The sequence below is a fragment of the Acetomicrobium mobile genome, from assembly GCF_937920065.1.
On the sequence record NZ_CALETC010000170.1, the window covers coordinates 14691 to 33080 of the forward strand.

17 protein-coding genes are annotated in these 18390 nt (G+C 44.0%); 15 read left to right on the forward strand and 2 right to left on the reverse strand.

Annotated elements, in window-relative coordinates:
• Nucleotides 1-41 precede the first annotated feature (41 nt).
• The 15 genes from ftsA to tpiA all read left to right on the forward strand — a co-directional run bounded on the left by ftsA (nucleotide 42) and on the right by tpiA (nucleotide 16380).
• Nucleotides 42-1349: a cell division protein FtsA gene (ftsA, locus tag Q7P41_RS06335; protein WP_303882953.1), complete on the forward strand. Its 1308-nt coding sequence runs from the start codon at nucleotides 42-44 to the stop codon at nucleotides 1347-1349.
• A gap of 24 nt (nucleotides 1350-1373) precedes the next feature.
• Nucleotides 1374-2525: a cell division protein FtsZ gene (gene ftsZ, locus Q7P41_RS06340; protein WP_303882954.1), complete on the forward strand. Its 1152-nt coding sequence runs from the start codon at nucleotides 1374-1376 to the stop codon at nucleotides 2523-2525.
• Nucleotides 2526-2528: 3 nt separating this feature from the next.
• Nucleotides 2529-4016 (forward strand): radical SAM protein, encoded by a 1488-nt coding sequence (locus Q7P41_RS06345; RefSeq protein ID WP_303882955.1) that lies wholly within the window; start codon nucleotides 2529-2531, stop codon nucleotides 4014-4016.
• Nucleotides 4017-4087: 71 nt separating this feature from the next.
• Nucleotides 4088-4708 (forward strand): SPOR domain-containing protein, encoded by a 621-nt coding sequence (locus Q7P41_RS06350; protein WP_303882957.1) that lies wholly within the window; start codon nucleotides 4088-4090, stop codon nucleotides 4706-4708.
• A gap of 17 nt (nucleotides 4709-4725) precedes the next feature.
• Nucleotides 4726-5967 carry a molybdopterin molybdotransferase MoeA gene (locus tag Q7P41_RS06355; protein ID WP_303882958.1) on the forward strand — a complete coding sequence of 414 codons (1242 nt, stop codon included), beginning with the start codon at nucleotides 4726-4728 and terminating at the stop codon, nucleotides 5965-5967.
• Nucleotides 5961-7862 (forward strand): substrate-binding domain-containing protein, encoded by a 1902-nt coding sequence (locus Q7P41_RS06360; RefSeq protein WP_303882960.1) that lies wholly within the window; start codon nucleotides 5961-5963, stop codon nucleotides 7860-7862. The genes Q7P41_RS06355 and Q7P41_RS06360 overlap by 7 nt, the downstream gene beginning before the upstream one ends.
• Entirely contained in the window at nucleotides 7853-8827 is a 975-nt protein-coding gene (gene moaA, locus Q7P41_RS06365; protein ID WP_303882961.1) for a GTP 3',8-cyclase MoaA, read from the forward strand. The genes Q7P41_RS06360 and moaA overlap by 10 nt, the downstream gene beginning before the upstream one ends.
• A gap of 4 nt (nucleotides 8828-8831) precedes the next feature.
• Entirely contained in the window at nucleotides 8832-9332 is a 501-nt protein-coding gene (gene moaC / locus Q7P41_RS06370; RefSeq protein ID WP_303882962.1) for a cyclic pyranopterin monophosphate synthase MoaC, read from the forward strand.
• Entirely contained in the window at nucleotides 9316-10119 is an 804-nt protein-coding gene (locus Q7P41_RS06375) for a molybdenum cofactor biosynthesis protein B (RefSeq protein WP_303882964.1), read from the forward strand. Before moaC ends, Q7P41_RS06375 begins: the two co-directional genes overlap by 17 nt.
• Nucleotides 10106-11077 carry an RNase adapter RapZ gene (rapZ, locus tag Q7P41_RS06380; RefSeq protein WP_303882965.1) on the forward strand — a complete coding sequence of 324 codons (972 nt, stop codon included), beginning with the start codon at nucleotides 10106-10108 and terminating at the stop codon, nucleotides 11075-11077. Before Q7P41_RS06375 ends, rapZ begins: the two co-directional genes overlap by 14 nt.
• Nucleotides 11061-12233 carry a gluconeogenesis factor YvcK family protein gene (gene yvcK / locus Q7P41_RS06385; RefSeq protein WP_303882966.1) on the forward strand — a complete coding sequence of 391 codons (1173 nt, stop codon included), beginning with the start codon at nucleotides 11061-11063 and terminating at the stop codon, nucleotides 12231-12233. The genes rapZ and yvcK overlap by 17 nt, the downstream gene beginning before the upstream one ends.
• Entirely contained in the window at nucleotides 12194-13084 is an 891-nt protein-coding gene (gene whiA / locus Q7P41_RS06390) for a DNA-binding protein WhiA (RefSeq protein WP_303882967.1), read from the forward strand. Before yvcK ends, whiA begins: the two co-directional genes overlap by 40 nt.
• A gap of 111 nt (nucleotides 13085-13195) precedes the next feature.
• On the forward strand, nucleotides 13196-14212 hold the full coding sequence (gene gap, locus Q7P41_RS06395; protein WP_303882968.1) for a type I glyceraldehyde-3-phosphate dehydrogenase: 1017 nt from the start codon (nucleotides 13196-13198) through the stop codon (nucleotides 14210-14212).
• 28 nt (nucleotides 14213-14240) lie between these two features.
• On the forward strand, nucleotides 14241-15431 hold the full coding sequence (gene pgk / locus Q7P41_RS06400; protein WP_303882970.1) for a phosphoglycerate kinase: 1191 nt from the start codon (nucleotides 14241-14243) through the stop codon (nucleotides 15429-15431).
• 136 nt (nucleotides 15432-15567) lie between these two features.
• A complete protein-coding gene (gene tpiA, locus Q7P41_RS06405; protein ID WP_303882972.1) occupies nucleotides 15568-16380 on the forward strand; it encodes a triose-phosphate isomerase in 813 nt (270 codons plus the stop codon).
• Nucleotides 16381-16597: 217 nt separating this feature from the next.
• On the opposite strand, the gene rsfS is transcribed toward tpiA, so the two are convergent.
• Together rsfS and Q7P41_RS06415 are read right to left on the reverse strand one after the other, a co-directional pair.
• The gene (gene rsfS, locus Q7P41_RS06410) at nucleotides 16598-16984 is read right to left on the reverse strand and encodes a ribosome silencing factor (RefSeq protein WP_369693145.1); all 387 of its coding nucleotides are present in this window, start codon (nucleotides 16982-16984) and stop codon (nucleotides 16598-16600) included.
• Nucleotides 16985-17096: 112 nt separating this feature from the next.
• Entirely contained in the window at nucleotides 17097-18386 is a 1290-nt protein-coding gene (locus Q7P41_RS06415; RefSeq protein ID WP_303882973.1) for an LCP family protein, read from the reverse strand.
• Nucleotides 18387-18390 lie beyond the last annotated feature (4 nt).

Consider the following 18390-nt stretch of genomic DNA (forward strand, 5'->3'; position numbering starts at 1 on the left):
ACATCTTCGTTGGGTTAATATCGAGGGATGGAGGCATTTAAATGTATGAGAAGATAGATTTAATTGCGGGACTTGATATAGGCACGACAAAAACCTCGGTAATTGTGGCAGAGAGGGATCGATATACTGGAGAAGCGCAAATTATTGGGGTTGGATCCGTTCCCTCCGCCGGATTGCGTAAAGGCTTAATCGTTAACTTTGAACAAGTTGTCCGATCCGTTTCTTATGCCTTAGAAGATGCCGAAAGTATGACAGGCATACGTGCCGATAGAGCATTTGTTTGTTTTAGTGGAGCTCTCACAACTAGTATTACCTCAAAAGGCATGGTTTCCTTGGGCAGCACTCCAAGACAGGTTACCGAAATAGATATTCAAAGGGTTATAGAGGCTTCTTTGTCTGAGATAAGTATGCCCAATAATTATTGCACTGTACACACTATACCAGTGACCTATTCTATCGATGGGCAAAGAGGAATAGACGATCCTTTGGGTATGACGGGCGTGCGCTTGGAGGTTGAGGTCCAATCCATCATGTCACCTACCGCGACTGTTCAAAATGTGGTTAATTGTGCTGAACGAGCCGGGGTGAGCGTAGCGGGGCTTGTTATAAAACCGCTAGCAAGCGCCTTAGGCGTCTTATCCCCGGGGGAGATATCATCGGGTGTAGCTGTCATAGACATTGGCGGTGGCACAACAGGAATCTCCATCTACGTCGATGGAGCGCTCAAAAGGCTTACCGTCATACAAATTGGGGGAGATCACATTACTAACGATATCGCGAGGGTTTTGAAGGTGCCAATAGAGGTGGCTGAGGAATTAAAAAGATACGTTTCCCTAGGTGAAGATTTTGATGCCTACGACGAAGAGCTGGAGTTCATGGTGCAGGGCAAGCGAGGATTTTGCAGTGCAGGGCAAGTGCACGAGGTGGCATACAATCGCTTAGAGGAATTATTTGATGATTTCATTAAAAAAGAACTTCGCGATGTAGGCTCAATACTTCTCCCAAGCGGCATTGTTTTAACTGGTGGCGTAGCGAAAATGAAAGGCATTGCTGAAATGGTTTCCGAAGTTTTAAATATGCCCGTTAGAGTGGCCAATCCATTGGACAGTGCTAAAATGCCCCCCGGGAGGAACGGGTCCGAATATGCATCCCTAGCTGGAATTATTAAATATATGAATATAATAGAGAAATGCCCCTTCAAGTTTATCGGGCCATCTATAACCCTCACATCGACAATCTCATCTAAAAGGGGCAGATCTTACGGAGAGGATGTCCATGGTTTACGTGCGATAGACTTTTTCAAGTCGGTTTTAAATGCTATAAAGAGAACCTTTAAGGAACTTTTTTAAGTGAATTTTTGGGGGAGTTGCGAGATGGCTGACAGGGACAAGGAAAGGATATTTGAAATTGATAACTCGGATGATCGCAAATACAAAGAGATCATCAAAGTCGTTGGCGTTGGAGGTGGTGGAAATAATGCGCTAAATCACATCATATCCAATGGTCTTAAGGGTGTCGAATTTATCGCTGCAAATACAGATATTGCTCACTTAAATCAGAATCTGGCTGACGTCAAGATAATCCTTGGAGAGCAGTTAACCAGGGGGTTAGGTGCAGGTTCGGATCCTGAAATTGGTTTTAAAGCTGCGAAAGAGTCGATCGATATCATTAAAGAGGTTTTGCAGGGAGCCGATATGGTTTTCCTTACGGCTGGCATGGGAGGAGGTACTGGTACGGGAGCATCTCCTGTCATAGCTGAGGTTGCCAAAGAAGTTGGCGCTCTCGTTGTCGCCGTCGTGACAAAGCCTTTTATATTTGAGGGTAGAAGGAGGATCGATCAAGCGTTAGAAGGAATTAAAAATTTACAAGGAAAGGTTGATGCCCTCATCGTGATCCCAAACGATAAGCTGCTTGAAATATCTGACAAAAAAGTGCCCTTGCTGGATTCTTTCAAGCTGGCTGATGAGGTTTTGCGGCAGGCAGTTCAGGGCGTGACCGATCTTATTTTACGACCGGGTTTAATCAATGTAGATTTTGCCGATGTTCGGGCTGTAATGAGTAATGCCGGATCTGCGATAATGGGCATAGGCGAAGCTACAGGCGAAGATCGGGCTATTGTCGCCGCAAAGGCCGCCATTAACAGCCCGTTGATGGAAACTCCTATGCAAGGCGCGAAGGGGATTTTGTTTAACGTCACTGGCGGCAATAATGTTGGCATTCACGAAATCAAAGAGGTGGCTCAGGTTATTACAGAAGCAGCTGCTGAGGATGCAATCATCATATGGGGGCATGTTTTGGATCCCGAGATGGACGACAAACTTCAGGTTACCGTAATAGCCTCCGGTTTTTCTTCGATTCCTGGAAAGTTAGGTCGCGATAAAGCTCTTTCGGGAAAGCGAAGATCGCGCATAGACTTGGAAGAAGCCGAGATCAAGGTGCCTGAAGAAGACCTGTTTAGGATTAGCGGTGTTCAAGTTGACACCTTCGATCTTCCAACTGTAGTGAGGAGGAAAAAGAAGGAGTAACAAGTGTCGCAAATCATGCCAGATGAAACGATCCTCTTGAACTTGCCCAAAGGGGGAGATCCTCCGTGGGCGTTATTATATCCAAACACTTACGGAGTGGGCATGGCGAATTTGGGCTATCATTACATTTATGCAGCGTTGAAAAGCAGAGGCGTAGGCGTAGAGAGGATATTTGTTGATACTGAATGTAAATCGCTCGAAGAGGGACGTTTCTTATCGGAATTTCCTATAGTTACGGCATCGGTGTCTTACGAGCCTGATTATGTCGCTTTGCTAAAGATGTTGCATAATAGCAAAGTGTTGCTTCATTGGCACAGGAGGGCTCTAATTAATGGCCCAGTGGTCGGCGTGGGGGGAGCTGTTAGCTACATAAATCCCCTCCTTTTTTCATCTATGGTCGATTTTGTCTGTTTAGGAGACGGAGAGGTAGTTGTAGATCACCTGATAGCCTGCCTTCGTTCCTATATGAAGCATGGGAATAGAAGAAAGTTGTGGGAGGATTTATCGGCTTCGAAGCATGTATACGTGCCTCCACTTCATAATGAACTTGTCATTTCAAAAAAAGCGAACCTTGGTAGAAAAAGGGGGAATCTGGAAAATCTCTCTGCATCATTGGGTCATAGCGTGTGGATGACTCCCAAGGCTGCCTTTGGGAGAACGTTGCTTTTGGAGTTACAGCGAGGTTGTTTTAGGCGATGTCCCTATTGTGTCGTGCCAAGTAATTTCGGGAAAGCTAGATTTCGGCCCGTTGATGAGTTAATTTCTCTGTTATATAAATTTAAGACATACAATAACTTCAATGTTGGCTTAGTCACGCCGGAAGCAGGGGATCATCCAGATTTAGATCGTCTTTTGGATGCCATTAATGACTGTGGAAGGAGGGTAAGTTTTGCCTCGCTTCGTATTGATGCTTTAAGCGAAAAAATGCTGAAAACCATGGCAGTTGGAGGTAAAAAAAGCATAACGATTGCTCCCGAAACAGGCAGTGATTCTTTGAGAGGATCATTAAAAAAACACTTCACTAATGAAACTATCATAAAAAAACTCGCCATAGCGAAAGATTTTGGAATACGATCAGTGAAGATGTATTTCATGATAGGTCTTCCTGGTGAAAACGATGACGACGTGAGATCCATAGCTGAATTGTCGAAACAGGTGTGGGAGCTGTTAAAATTAAAGCCGGTTATTTCTATAAGTATTTTTGTGCCAAAGCCAGGCACTCCATTTTCAAATGAGCCCTTCGTAGGGATATCTGAGGGCCGACGCAAATTAAACATATTACGTGGATCTTTAAAGGGATACGGTAAAGTCATTAAAATGCGATCTGTGGATTTGAGGGGATCTTTAAAAGAATACACGTTATCGTGGTATGGTTTACAAGAGGCCGAGGTTTTATTAGACATGATTGATGACGGCGACAAAGATGATCTTTCTTGTTTGGCATTCTCTAAAGAGGTTGTTCGGGAACAAATTTTCATGCTTGGTTTTTGATAAAACATTTTCTTTATTTCGATTTCGGCGAGCATATTATGTTGTGTCAAGACTATAAGAGGTGATAATTAATGATGAAAAGAGAAAGGCAAAACGATAAAAAGCCAATCTTTTCCTTTGGCCAAATAATGATTCCCCTAGTAGGTTTGGTCGCTATAGGCTTGTTGTATCTGGGGGTTAAGATGTTTTTCTTTGCACCCGTTAAAACGATCTCCAATCAGGCAGGGGCACCCGATATCGTGGCACAACCTGCTCCTAGCGTGAGTGGCGAAAGCGCTAAGACACCCACGGTTGCTGCGCCTTCCGTTCCCATAGAAGAGCCTTCCCTAGATTCTAGAAATGTGATAGCTGTACCTTCTACTGAAAGTCCTGCGAGGTCGGCTGAAAAAGTCACCAAAGGTGAAGTTGCGGGGGCCCAGGCGCCACAGCCTTCTGTGAAGGTATCTCAACCCTCAGAAGGCGGTTGGGGAGTCCAGGTTGGCTCTTTTACTGAAAAATGGAGAGCAGATGAGGTTAAAAAGAAGCTTGAAAGCGCAGGGTATGCAAACAGGGTGCGTATAATTGAGGCGACTGTAAACGGTAAGCTTTATTATAGGGTGCAAGTTTACGCCGGTAATGAAACGTCAGATGCGAAGGAGTTAGAAAAAAAGCTAAAGGATATGGATCTTCCTACGTTGGTAGTGAAGTATTGATTTGAAGAGGTGTTTTTATGGCTGGCGTAACGGAAGAGCTTTTAGGAAGGTTTAAGGCGCTTCAACTCGTGTGCGATAGCATGTCTTTTCCTGCAGTTTTGAGGTGCACTTCAGTTGCTGTTGAAAGTTCTTATGGAATGCGATTAGCAGAAGATGTTGAAGCACCGGAGTCATATCCGCCCTTTTCCCGGAGTTTACGTGACGGATACGCAGTAAGAAGCGTTGATGTGAAGGGAGCCTCGATCTCCTCCCCTGTCTTTTTGAGAAAATGTGGCATTATTCCCATGGGCAAAGTGATCCGAGAATCTTTGCCAAAGGAAGCTGCTATGCAGATCCTCACGGGTGGGATTTTGCCTCTTGGCAGCGATGCCGTTGTGATGGTTGAAGACACTGAGGAAATCGGTCCATGGATCGAGGTAAGAAAGGGTGTAATGCCGGGCGAGAACGTAATTATCCAAGGCGAAGAGATAAAAAGTGGAGATATCATTGCAAGAGCAGGTGATTTGCTCGATTTTAAAAACATCCCAGCCGCTGTTGGCTTGGGAGTAAGAGAGGTTAAGGTGGTAGATTTAAAGATCGGCATTTTAAGTACGGGAGATGAGATAGTAGAAGCAGGAACAGATTGCGTTCCTCCCGGATGTGTTAGGGATGTCAATAGCACTACGTTGCGGTTACTGCTCAAGTTTTATGGTTACGACGCTCAGTTTTTGGGAATAGTGCGCGATGACCTGCAAGTTCTAACATCAGCCGTTCAAGATGCTTTGCGAAAAAACGACGTCGTCATATTAAGCGGAGGATCCTCCGTATCGACCAGGGATTACTGCTCCGAAGTGATAAAGAATTTAGGCGACCCGGGACTGATCATTAAGGGTATAAACATGAGACCCGGCAAGCCAACTTTAATCGGAGGCATTAAAGGAGAGCCTGCTAAACTGGTCGTTTCTTTGCCGGGGCATCCCTTGTCTTGCACCGTTGTGGCAAGGGTAGTTTTGTTGCCTTTATTGAACATGATGATCGGCGGAATAAATTTATATGAAAGAAACTTCGTGCCCGCGAAGATGAAGTGCCTAGATGATGTTATAGGTAGAAGTGGCGTAGAAGAATATGTGCCTGTCGCTTCTAAGCCGGGTGGGGTTATTCCCGTGAACTCTAAATCAGGGTATATTTCTGCGCTAAATGGGACCATCGGATTGGGTATGTTGCCTGTGAATAAAGAGACATTGAGAGCAGGAGAGGAGATAGAGGTAATTTTATGGTAAAAGAACATTTATCGTTATACGAGGTTTGGAAGTTGTTACAGAGCAAATGGGGCGGAAAGTTTTCTGTGGTCCATGTTCCTCTACAGCAGGCACTTGGTGCGTCGTTGGCTGAAGATATCCTTTCTCCGATTAATGTGCCTCACTATCCGGCATCTGCGGTTGATGGTTATGCGGTTTTGTCAATATCTACTTCCATGGCGACTGCAGCCACTCCGGCAATCTTAGATGAAGGACAATTTCAGTGGGTCAATACAGGATCCTTTGTTCCTCCTCAGTTTGATGCCGTCGTCATGGTGGAGGATACCTCAATTAAAGAAGGAAAATTATACGTTTATGAATCTGAATTACCCGGGGCAAACCTCAGACCCATCGGGGAGGACGTTATCAAGGGACAAATCGTGGCCCATTTCGGGGATGAGGTTGACCCCAACCTAACGGCTTTGTTTTATGCGATTGGAATGCACGAGTTGCCTGTGTTAGCCAAACCAAAAGTTGTCTTCATACCTACAGGTGACGAGATCATTCCTAGGGAGAGCGCTAATGACCTCGGCTTATTGCCTCCTGGCAAGGTAATGGAGAGCAATTCAATCATGCTTGAGTGTATTTTTAAAAAATGGGGCGTACCCTTCTTTGTAGATCAACATGTGGAAGATAACCCACAGCTTTTGAGTAAAGCCCTGCTTCGGGCCGTTGATGAATACGATTTGGTGTTAATTGGGGCCGGGTCCGCCAAGGGAAAGCGGGATTTTACAGCTGATGTAATAGAACAAGAGGGAAGATTGCTCTTTCATTGGATTTTAATGAGGCCCGGGAGACCTGCGATGCTTGGTGTGGTTCGGGATAAACCTGTCATTGGCATGCCAGGTTTTCCAATGTCTACAATGGTCGTTGCATGGAGCGTGGTATACCCTCTAATAGAACTGCTGACGAAGGGCAGCTTTAACGAAGATAAATTTTTGGATGAAGCCATGGATGTAAAAGAAAGACTCAAGGCCTCTTTGTTAATATCTCATACATCACCACAGGGAATAAGTGAATGGCTTAGAATAAAGGCAGTCCTGTTGGGATCAAAAAAGTACGTCTGGCCGATTTCAGGAGGCTCAAGTTCCATGAGAGCCACAGCTGAAGCAGATGGATTTGCTCTCATGCCTCCAGAGGCTTATGAATGCCCGAAGGGCAAAGAAGTAGAAGTCAGGCTAATAAAAGATGTCTTGTGGGAGAATAGGGCATTGTTTCAGGGTTCTGATGATCCTGCGGTAGCAAGACTTGTTTCTTTGGTAAGGAGGCGGGGTTCTGATCTGGTCATACGTCCCGTTGGTAGCTTAGGCGGGTTAGCGGCCCTTGCTAGGGGCGAAGCCCACCTCTCGGCCGCACACCTTTTGGATCCTGAAAGTGGCCTATATAATGATAGCTACATAGCAAGTTTTAAGCCGATTAGCGATAAATGGAAACGTTATTTGCTATTTTATAGACAACAGGGATTTATCGTAAAGAAAGGAAATCCGAAGGACATAAACTCCATTGAGGACTTAGCACGTAGTGATATTCGCATAGTCAATCGGCAACCTGGTGCTGGAACTCGAGTATTGCTGGATTCCATGCTTAAAGAACATGGCATTGAAGCCTCATTGATAAAGGGATACGAGGATCAGATGGTGACGCACCTCGATGCCTCTTGTAGGGTAGCGTGGGGTTTAGCTGACGTTGCCTTGGGGATAAAATTTGCAGCAGATGCCTTAGATTTAGATTTCATTCCCGTTACAGAAGAACCTTACGAGCTCATTATTCCCGAAGATGAATTAGATCATCCGGGGGTAGTTGCTTTGCTAGATGCCCTTTCTGATCCCGAGTTTAAAGAAAGAATTAACACAATGGGGGGATATCGTTGGCCTTGAAACTAGTCGACAAATTGGGGCGAAAATTAACATATGTGCGTATTTCTGTTACTGACAGGTGCAACTTTCGTTGTCAATATTGCATGCCCCCCGAAGGCGTGGAATGGATACCTCATGAAATGATCATGAGGTATGAGGATATACATTCGCTTATAAGAATATTAACCGAGTTGGGCATCAAAAAAGTGAGGTTAACGGGGGGAGAGCCTTTTGTTAGGAAGGACATTTCGAAATTTTTGCGTACGCTTCGCCTGTCCTTTCCTGAGCTCGTGCTTGCCATTACGACAAATGCGTCATTGCTTTCTAAGTTTATAGATGAAATAAAAGATCTTAAAATTAACCTAAACGTCAGTCTCGATACGCTCAATGCCGAAAAATTTAAATATATGACGAGGATGGGGAACTTAAACGACGTCATCAACGGGATTACTGAATGGAGTAAGTTAAATTTGCCATTAAAAATTAACACGGTTTTGATAAAGGGATTTAACGAAGATGAGATTAAGGCCTTGGCGAATTTTGCGAGGAAAACGGGTGCTGTATTGAGATTTATAGAGTTCATGCCCGTAGATCAAAGTTTGTGGACGCAAGATTCCTTCATTCCCGCTTCGTCTATCAAAGAACTTCTTTTTTCTTCCGGAGAATGGGAAGAGGTTGGCAAAAGGCCGTCAGACACCGATGGGCCTGCAAAGTATTATGTTAACCTAGAGACAGGCCAAAGGATTGGAGTAATATCAGCCGTTTCGCATCACTTTTGCGAGACATGTAATAGACTTCGAATTACCGCAACAGGAGAGCTCAGGAATTGCTTATTTGCTACTAAAGGGATCGATTTGCTTTCACCCTTGAGGGCGGGTGATTTGGAGGAAGTTAAACGGAGGATACTGCTTGCTTCTTGGGAAAAGCCAGCAAATTGGAAAAAGTTGGTTCGTGGCAATAGGCACATGTCTCAAATAGGGGGATAATTTTATGGGATCTTTAACGCATCTCGATGAACATGGCCATCCAAAAATGGTGAATGTGGGATTTAAAAGCCCAACGGACAGAAAAGCTATAGCCTGTGGTTGGATTATTTTGCCCGACAAAGTTTATGATACGATTTGCGAAGGAAGTGTTCCTAAAGGAGACGTTCTTAAAGTTGCCGAGTTAGCTGGTATAATGGCTGCAAAAAGGACATGGGAAATGATCCCTTTGTGTCATAATATAAAGCTAGACCTCGTTGAGGTAAAATGTGAATTGGACGAAAAGCGCCGAGGCATAAAAGTAACTTCCAAGGTGTTGGCAAAAGAAGTTACGGGTGTCGAGATGGAAGCCTTAACGGCTGTGACTGTTGCTCTTCTGACGATATATGACATGTGCAAGGGCATTGACAAAGGGATGTATTTTAATGATGTCCATTTGATTGAAAAAAGTGGAGGCAAAAGCGGACACTATCTTTCGGAGGATGCAAAACGTGCTGAAAGCGACTAAGAAAAGGCTTATAAGAATTTATGACGGTGAAAGAGATCTCACGGCGGTTTCTCTTCGTAAAGGCAGTTTGGGTGAAAACATGGTCGATGGGATGGCTAGGAGGTTGTTTGCAACTTCACCCATGCCTTTGTTTTCTTTGTGCGAGCCTTCTTTAATCTTGGTCTTATCACATGGGGTTAGCGACAAGGGAAATTTGATCTCCTTTTCAAATGGAGAAGTGATAGTTAAATTTCTTGATGAGGATGAGGTAGAAGTTTTTAAGGGCGGTTTTTTGAATCTTTCTGCGGAATACGAAGAATGGTTTCCCATTTCTTTGGGGATCCTTACTGTAAGTGACAGAGCTAGCAGGGGGGAATTGGTAGATACCTCGGGCCCATCCCTGGAGGAATTAGCTCTTTCTATCGGTGCGGTCTGTAAGGAATACGAGATTGTTCCTGACTCCGTAGATGAGATACAAAATATAATACGCAAATGGAGTGACGAAAAGTCGCTCGATTTGGTTTTGGTGACAGGAGGAACGGGAATCTCACGGAGAGATGTTACCCCCGAGGCAATAATGCCTTTGTCAGATAAAATTGTATACGGAATAGGCGAATGTATGCGCTGGTCGACGGCCGTTAAAAACCCCATGTCGATTTTGAGCAGAGGTTTAGCTGTAACGAGGGAAAAGACGCTTATACTTGCCCTTCCTGGAAGTGAGAGGGGAGCGAGAGAGTGTTTTAGTGCCGTATCTCCCGCTTTAAGACATGCTGTGGAGGTGCTCACAGGCAGACATGTTCGTCATTGAAGGGGATAATTACGAGAGACAAGCAGAAATTAGTTGCGGAGTAGATTATCTTGACCATAAAAATAGGCATATATCCAAATGCATCATAATTACTGGAATGTCGGGTGGCGGGAAGTCGACTGCGCTAAAAGTATTGGAGGACATCGGTTTTTACACCATCGATAATATCCCACCTGCTATATTGCCCCAAATTATAGACATGTTAGGTTCGCACGAGGCAGCCGTCAACATGGGTATTGCCGTTGTCATGGATGTCAGAGGGGGAACCTTGCTGGGTGATTTTGAAGGCGTAATAAAGGCATTAAAAAATAAATTATCCCTGGTCAAGGTAATTTTTTTAGACGCTAGCGATGAAATCTTAATCAGACGTTATGAAACTACGAGAAGAAGGCACCCTTTAGGTGTCGACCTTCCGTTAAGCGAAATGATCTTAAAAGAACGAACGATGGTAGCCCCTGTCAGAGAGCTGGCGGATGTGGTCGTAAACACCAGTCATTTGAGCATTCAAGAACTTAAAGAAGCAATTTTAAGATCAATTGGAGTGATAGACGTTGAACCATCCGTGATCATTACTTCCTTTGGTTATAAATATGGTATTCCTTCCGATAGTGATTACGTCTTGGATGTGAGGTTTTTGGAAAATCCTTTTTATTGCCCACAGCTTCGAGATCTTACTGGTGTGGAACCTGAAGTTCAAGAATACTTGTTGAGTTTTAGAGAAACGGTCGTATTCTACGACGAATCGTTAAGGCTAATAAAGCTGATACTTCCACTTTACAGGAAGACTGGAAAGCCACAGGTTCACATTACAATAGGATGTACCGGTGGGAGACATCGTTCAGTGGCTTATGCTGAATGGCTTGCAAGACAGTTAAGTGCAGATGGAGAAAAATGTATAGTGAGACACCGTGATATTGGGAAAGACAAGGAGAAGATTGGCGATGTCGTCGCTGGTTAGTTTTTTTGCAGGTATATTTTTGGGAGGGGCTGTGGCTTACTTATTTTCTCGAAGAACATCTAACATACAGCGTGACAGCAAAACAGGGGATAAAATCAAGGAAAGGTATAAGGACGTATATTTTAGCGCATCTCGCCAGAGGCTTTCTTTAGGGCCCTATATTGTAGCCCTAGGTGGTGGTACAGGTTTATCCACTTTATTAAAGGGATTGAAGTGCTTTACTAGAAATATTACGGCTGTGGTGACTGTGACGGATGAGGGTGGTAGTTCCGGTCGTTTGCGTCAGGAGTGGGGAATGCTTCCCCCGGGGGATATTAGAAACTGCCTTTTAGCGCTGGCCGAAGATGATAGTTCTTTAAATCGCTTGCTGAACTTTCGTTTCGATCGTGGCGAATTGGCCGGTCACAGCCTCGGGAATTTGTTATTGCTTGCCGCGACGGAAATAGCAGGAGATTTTAGAAAGGGCATCGAGGAATTAAACTATATGCTCGCCATAAGAGGTCAAGTTCTCCCAGTTACTACCGAAAGCATATGTTTGGTTGGGAGGACCAAAAACGGCGTTAGAGTAGAAGGAGAATTAAACATCACTAATTACGGTTCAAGCTTGGAAGAAATATGGCTAGAGCCAAAGGGAGTAAAACCTCTACCAGAGGTGTTAAATGCCATCAGTAATGCCGATTTAATAGTACTGGGACCTGGCAGTCTTTTCACAAGCGTCATACCCAACCTTCTAGTGGAAAAGGTCGCCAATGCTATAGTGACTTCGCCTGCCCCTGTGGTTTACGTTTGTAACCTCATGACGCAACCACTGGAGACGGAAGGGTTTACCGTATTGGATCATGTAAGGTGGATTGCCAAGGTCCTTAGAGGGTTTCCTGATTTTGTAGTTGTCAATGCCATGTCTTTGCCCGAAGAAATATCTTCAAAATATACTGCCGCAGGTTCTATGCCTCTTTTAGTGACGCCGGAGGAAAAGGAGAGGTTTAAAAAGATCGGGATAGATTTGATAGAAGATAAATTATATGAAATTAGCGAAGAAGGTGCTGTTAGGCATAATTCAGTTAAATTGGCAGAATGCCTGATTAGAATAGCAAGAAGTGCGAGGGAAAGGGAGATATGGAAAGAATCGATTCAGTTCTCTGGGATGAGTGGGTAAATAGTATATCGCCTGATAAAAAAGAGAACGATGCGGAATGTTCAGGTATTATCGAGGGGATTTTCGTAGCAAGAAAGATGGATCATGTAGTGCTTTCTTCCCTAAGGTTGTGGGTTTTCAGGAGACTTTATGCCATATGGAAGTATACGCGATGGTCCGATGTGAATTTTTCATCTTACATGAGAGTGCCAAAGAGCAAAAAAGGACGCGTCAAGTTAATTTTGCCCTTCGAGCTTTACGAGGATATTTCCCGTTCTTCAAGGACTTCCTGGGCTTGGTTGCGCGGTGTATTTGGTAGTTGTGGATCAATATTTTGGCCGAAGAATGGATATCACTTGACCTTTAGGGTTAAAAATAAGCAATTATGCGATAATATAACAGGCTTCTTGAATTCCAGGGGAATAAAAAACAACTATAGGCATCGATCTGGAAACTACGAGATTCAAGTCAGAAACCATGAAGCTATAGTTACAATTTTAGCTGGAATGGACCTTATGAAGACTTCGCTCATGATAGAGGAGAAAGGCATAATAAGGTCTGTAAAAAGCAGGGTGAACATGCAAGTTAACTGTGATACGTCAAACATTAAAAAAAGCCTTCAAGCTGCGGAGAAACAGCTGCATATTAGCAAATTGCTAGTGAAGACGGGCCTAATTGATGACCTGCCGGTTCACTTTAAGGATCTCGTATTTACACGGCTTAACTATCCCAGCGCTACGCTTCGCGAGATAGGTCAGCTGCTGCCTAAGCCTGTGAGCAAAAGCACTGTTGAGTATCGATGGAATAAATTGGAAAACATGATCAATAGCCTCTTTGATGGCGGAACAAATATTTTACAAGCCAAATCGTAAGATAAAAAATGGGATTTGTGACGAGCAAAAATCATTGCTAAAATAGTAAGTGAGTCAGAGTCAATTGAGCCTTAGTAACTTTCTTAATCATTGCGGGAGGTGTAGTGTGGTATGACTAAAAAAGTTGCCATAAACGGTTTTGGAAGGATTGGTCGTTTGTTCTTGCGAGCGATGTTTCAATATGACACTCAGAAGTTGTGTGACGTGGTTGCCATCAACAGCAGATCGCCAATTGATATATTAGCCTATCTGTTTGAATATGATTCCGTACATCGTCGTTATCCCGGCAAGGTTGAAGTTGAAGGGGACAACATGATGATAGTCGATGGCCACAAAATAAAAGTATCCACGGAGACGGACCCCTCCAAGCTTCCTTGGAAGGATTGGGGGGTTGATATAGTCATCGAGTCTACAGGTCGTTTTACCGATGGCAAGGAGGCAAAGGCCCACATAAACGCTGGAGCCGAAAAGGTGATAATAACGGCTCCTGCTTCTAACGAAGATGTCAACATAGTGATGGGCGTGAACGAGGAGACGTACAACCCATCAGAGCACGTTATAATTTCTGCTGCTTCATGCACTACCAACTGCCTAGCCCCTGTAGTTAAAGTGCTGCACAAAGAGTTTGGGATTGTACGTGGCCTTATGACCACGGCGCACGCTTATACCAACGATCAGGTCACTTTGGATCGCTCCCACAGGAAGGATCCTGCACGCGGGAGGGCGGCAGCCCTTTCGATAATTCCAACGTCTACCGGTGCGGCTAAAGCAATTGGTAAAGTAATCCCAGAGTTAAAGGGCTTGCTTAATGGCATAGCTTTGCGGGTGCCGACTCCTGACGTATCTATAGTGGATTTGGTCGTTGAGCTAAAGAGACCCGCCACAGCAGAGGAAATTAACGCAACTATGAAAAAATATGCTGAAGGTGAGCTAAAAGGCATACTTGGTTATGAGCCTGGGCCTCTTGTCTCTTCAGATTTTATCGGAGATCCGCGTTCTGCCATATTTATGCCCAATGAAACCATGGCCATAGATACCATGGCTAAGGTCTTTGCGTGGTATGACAACGAATGGGGATACTCCTGCAGGTTGGTGGACCTCGCGAATCATATCGCAAAAACGATGTAATCCAGTTAATCTAGCGAGGTGATTTTTCATGGCCTTAAGGATCCCCGAAGCAAAAGATGTAACACGAAAAAAGGTGCTGGTCAGGGTTGATTTTAACGTGCCCATCAAAGATGGCATGGTTATGGACGATACACGGATCAAGGCACACCTTGAAACCCTGAGGTTCTTAAAGGAAAACGGGTCTTTTATTACGCTCATTTCCCATCTGGGACGTCCAAAGGAGGGAAGGGATCCTGAGTTTTCACTCAAGCCCGTGGCAGAGTACTTAAGTAGCCTAACCGGCTGGAAGGTGAATTTTGTTCCTGATTGCATTGGCGAAGCAGTCGAAGAAGCCGTCGCGTTACAACTTCAAGATGAGATCTTGGTGCTGGAAAATGTTCGATTCTATAAGGAAGAGACTAAAAACGACCCTTCCTTTGCAGAAAAACTTGCAAAGCCCTTCGAAGTCTTCGTCATGGATGCCTTCAGTGCCGCTCATAGAGCTCACGCTTCAACGCGCGGTGTTGCAGATTATCTAAAATCCTTCGCTGGCTTTCTAATCAAGAAAGAAATAGAATCTTTAAGCGTTGTGAGAGATAATCCAACGCATCCTTACGTGCTAATTTTGGGTGGTGCTAAGGTGTCTGATAAAATTGGTGTGATTGAGAATCTTTTGCCCAAAGTAGACCACATCCTAATCGGTGGCGGTATGGCCTATACGTTCCTTAAAGCAAAAGGTCATGGCATAGGCAAATCCTTATGCGAAGAAGACAAGATCGAATACGCTAACGAACTGATCTCGCTCTCTCAGGATAAAGGGGTTAAAATTCATTTGCCTCTTGACTGCGTGGTAGCTCCGGAGGCGAAAGCCGATGTATCAACCATTTTGATTGACACCGAAACATCGATTCCCGATGACATGATGGGGTTGGACATCGGGCCTAAGACGATAAAAGCCTTTTGCGAGGTCATAAAAGAAGCAAAGACAATATTCTGGAATGGCCCAATGGGCGTCTTTGAGCTTGAACCTTTTAGGTCTGGAACGGAGAAGATGGCAATTGCCGTGGCCGATGTTGCAAAAAAGGGCGGATATGCCGTCGTCGGCGGAGGTGATACAGCTGCGGCGGTGAATATGTTTGGTCTTTCTGATCAAATGACTCACGTGTCAACTGGCGGTGGCGCAAGTTTGGAGTTCATGGAAGGGAAAATGCTCCCGGGCATAGAGCCATTGTTAGATTAGCATATTAAAGCTGTGTTATCACTCTGAGGAGAGTAGAGCGGAGCGCAGGACAAAAGTGCTCCGCTCTAATTTAAACTCTAATTTAAAACTAATTTAAAAAGGTTTAATGTTTAATAGTTTAATAAGGGAGGGTTACATGGTGAATCGCGTTCCTTTGTTGGCTGGCAACTGGAAAATGAATAAGGGCCCATTGGAGGCCGAAAATTTTGTTAAAGATTTGGCCTCAACGATACATGATAACGAATCCCTGTCAAAAGCCGTGAAGGCTAGGATAGTTGAAATTGGTGTTTTTCCACCCTTTGTAAGTCTTGAGCGTGCTAAAAAGGGCATTTTTATCTCCGGCATTCCCATGTCATTAGGTGCCCAAAACATGCACTGGGAGGATAACGGTGCCTTTACAGGAGAAGTATCGGGAGAGATGCTCAAAGAAGTAGGCTGCAAATATGTTATCCTTGGACATAGTGAAAGACGTCACATATTTCGCGAAACAAATGAAATGATAGGCAAGAAGATGAAAAAAGCTCTCAGCATAGGGCTTAAGCCCATTTTATGTGTGGGGGAGACGCTTGAAGAAAGAGACGGGGGTATAACTGAATCTGTTGTCGAAGAACAGCTAGAAGAGGCATTTAGAGGCCTTACAGGGCCTTTAAATCAAGAGGGTAATGTGATTATAGCTTACGAGCCAGTATGGGCCATTGGAACGGGCCGTAAAGCCAGCGATGAAGATGCTCAAAGGATGTGCCTCTTTATAAGGAAGTTTATTGGCGATAAATTCGGTTTTACGGCAGCCCAAAATGTTCGCATACTTTATGGCGGTAGCGTGAAACCTGACAACACTAAGGGCTTGATGTCTCAAGCGGACGTTGACGGAGCTCTAATCGGTGGTGCCTCATTGGACGTGGAAAGTTTTCTTGGAATTGTGAAAAATACAATCGACGTATTATTATAGTATTTGTGGCATCATGATGTACTGCCGTATATTAATATATTAATATACATGATAAAGATGTGGGAGTTTGGGCCTTAGTGTAACATAAGATACATTATAGGACATATGAAAACAAGATGAAAAATGAAAACAAAATAAAGGATAAAGGCGAAAGGCCAACATGTGAAGCCGCGATCTTTCGCCTTTATTATTGCTTAACACTTAACATATGTTATGTTTAAACATTAACTGCTAGAACAAGCTCTCCTTCTTCGTCGAACTGTACTTGAGGTGCATCTCCCCAGATGCGCTCCAAATCATAAAACTGTCTGCCCTCAGAGCTAAATATATGTATTATTACGTCGCCACAGTCTATCAGACACCACAAACTACTATTCTTGCCCTCGACGACGTATTGTACGTGATGAGCCTCTAAGGCTTCGGTGACGATATCCAAAAGCGCCTTCATGTGGGTATCGGAATTGCTGCTGGTTATGAAAAATACATCGGTGAATCCAGAAACATCGCTTACGTCTATTGATATGATGTTTTCTGCCTTTTTTGAAGCTAGAGCCTTGGGTATCCACTCATACTGTTTTATTAAATCTTCTTTGTACTTGCGGATGCCAAATCACCTCTCCTTTTTTTAAATTTAAATTATGATCGTGTGTTCACACATATATTGTATATATTATAGCTTATTGGATTGGTTATTTCGATTGTCATTGTCTTGGTGGTCATTGAACGCCTTGCATCTGGCTTTCTAATCGAGCAAAAATGGATTTGTAATCATGTCCTATAATGATCGTAAGGTAGGATGATCCATCGCTCGGCTTTATTAGATTATTTGGAATCCCCAGGAGTTTGCCAAGCATTTTAGCTTCATTGTCCAAGTTTCGAGGATGCAAGATAGAGGTGTAATGATAGTCGAAATGTCTTGCATTGCTTTTGTAGGCTATGTCTATACCATAACGTTGTAATAAGTCAGCTAGTTGCGTCGCCAATTTGGGAGTTCCATCACCGTTAAGAATGGCAACTCTGCTTGTTATGCTTTGGGCTATTGTCATTCTGTCGATTGTTGGAGCTTCGGCAGTTTCTCTGGATTGCCCTGATGACACTACTCCATTCGTTTGAGCATTCACTGTTTCTGTGGGTTCAGATTCGCTGGGAGGTGTGGAAAGTATTGCCAAAGCCCTGTTCACGTCTCCCAGCCAATAGCTAACTCCCGATAAAACCGCGGGCTTACCCGGCAGGGTAAAAAACCTTATGTTATCAGACGATACGTCTTTGAAATACATCGCTAATTTTAGCGCCTCCTCCACTGGCAAGTCCGTTTGAACGGTTTGCAGAAGTTCCTTGAGCAAGAGGGGCATTTTAGCGCTTATAGCTTGATCGAATATTTTTTGAAGCAAGGCATTCATAAACTGTTGTTGCCTTTTGATCCTTCCTATATCTCCTAAAGCGTCATGTCGAAATCTGACGAACTTCAATGCCGTTTCTCCATCCATGTGTTGTAACCCTTTGGGAATATCGATATAAAGTCCGGCGGCCCTGTCTGCATACTGGAGCCTTTTTTCGACATAAATGTCTACTCCGCCTAGCATGTCCACTATCTTAGGAAACGTACTGTAATCAAGCTCGATATGGTAATGAATGGGCATTCCAAGGTAATTTATGAGGGTCCTGCTGAGCAAATTTATACCTCCATAGGGATAGGCGTGGTTTATTTTGTTCCAGCCGTGACCCGGAATTTGAACTCTTGTATCTCTTGGAATAGATAACACTTGAACGCTTTTATTGTCGATATCCAATACTGTAAAAAGAATTGTATCAGGGCGTTGTGAATTTTCGGTATCATCCTTTCCGATAATACATATATTTATCTTGCCAGTTCGTTCATCGTGGCGCACTGTTCCTTTGATTGATTCTAGGTTGGGCGCGAAGTAGCTGTGAAGACGTACGTAAGCTCCTCCGATAGTTGCAATGACTAAGGCTAATACCAAGAGAGCAATTCGTGATTTAGTCAAAGGG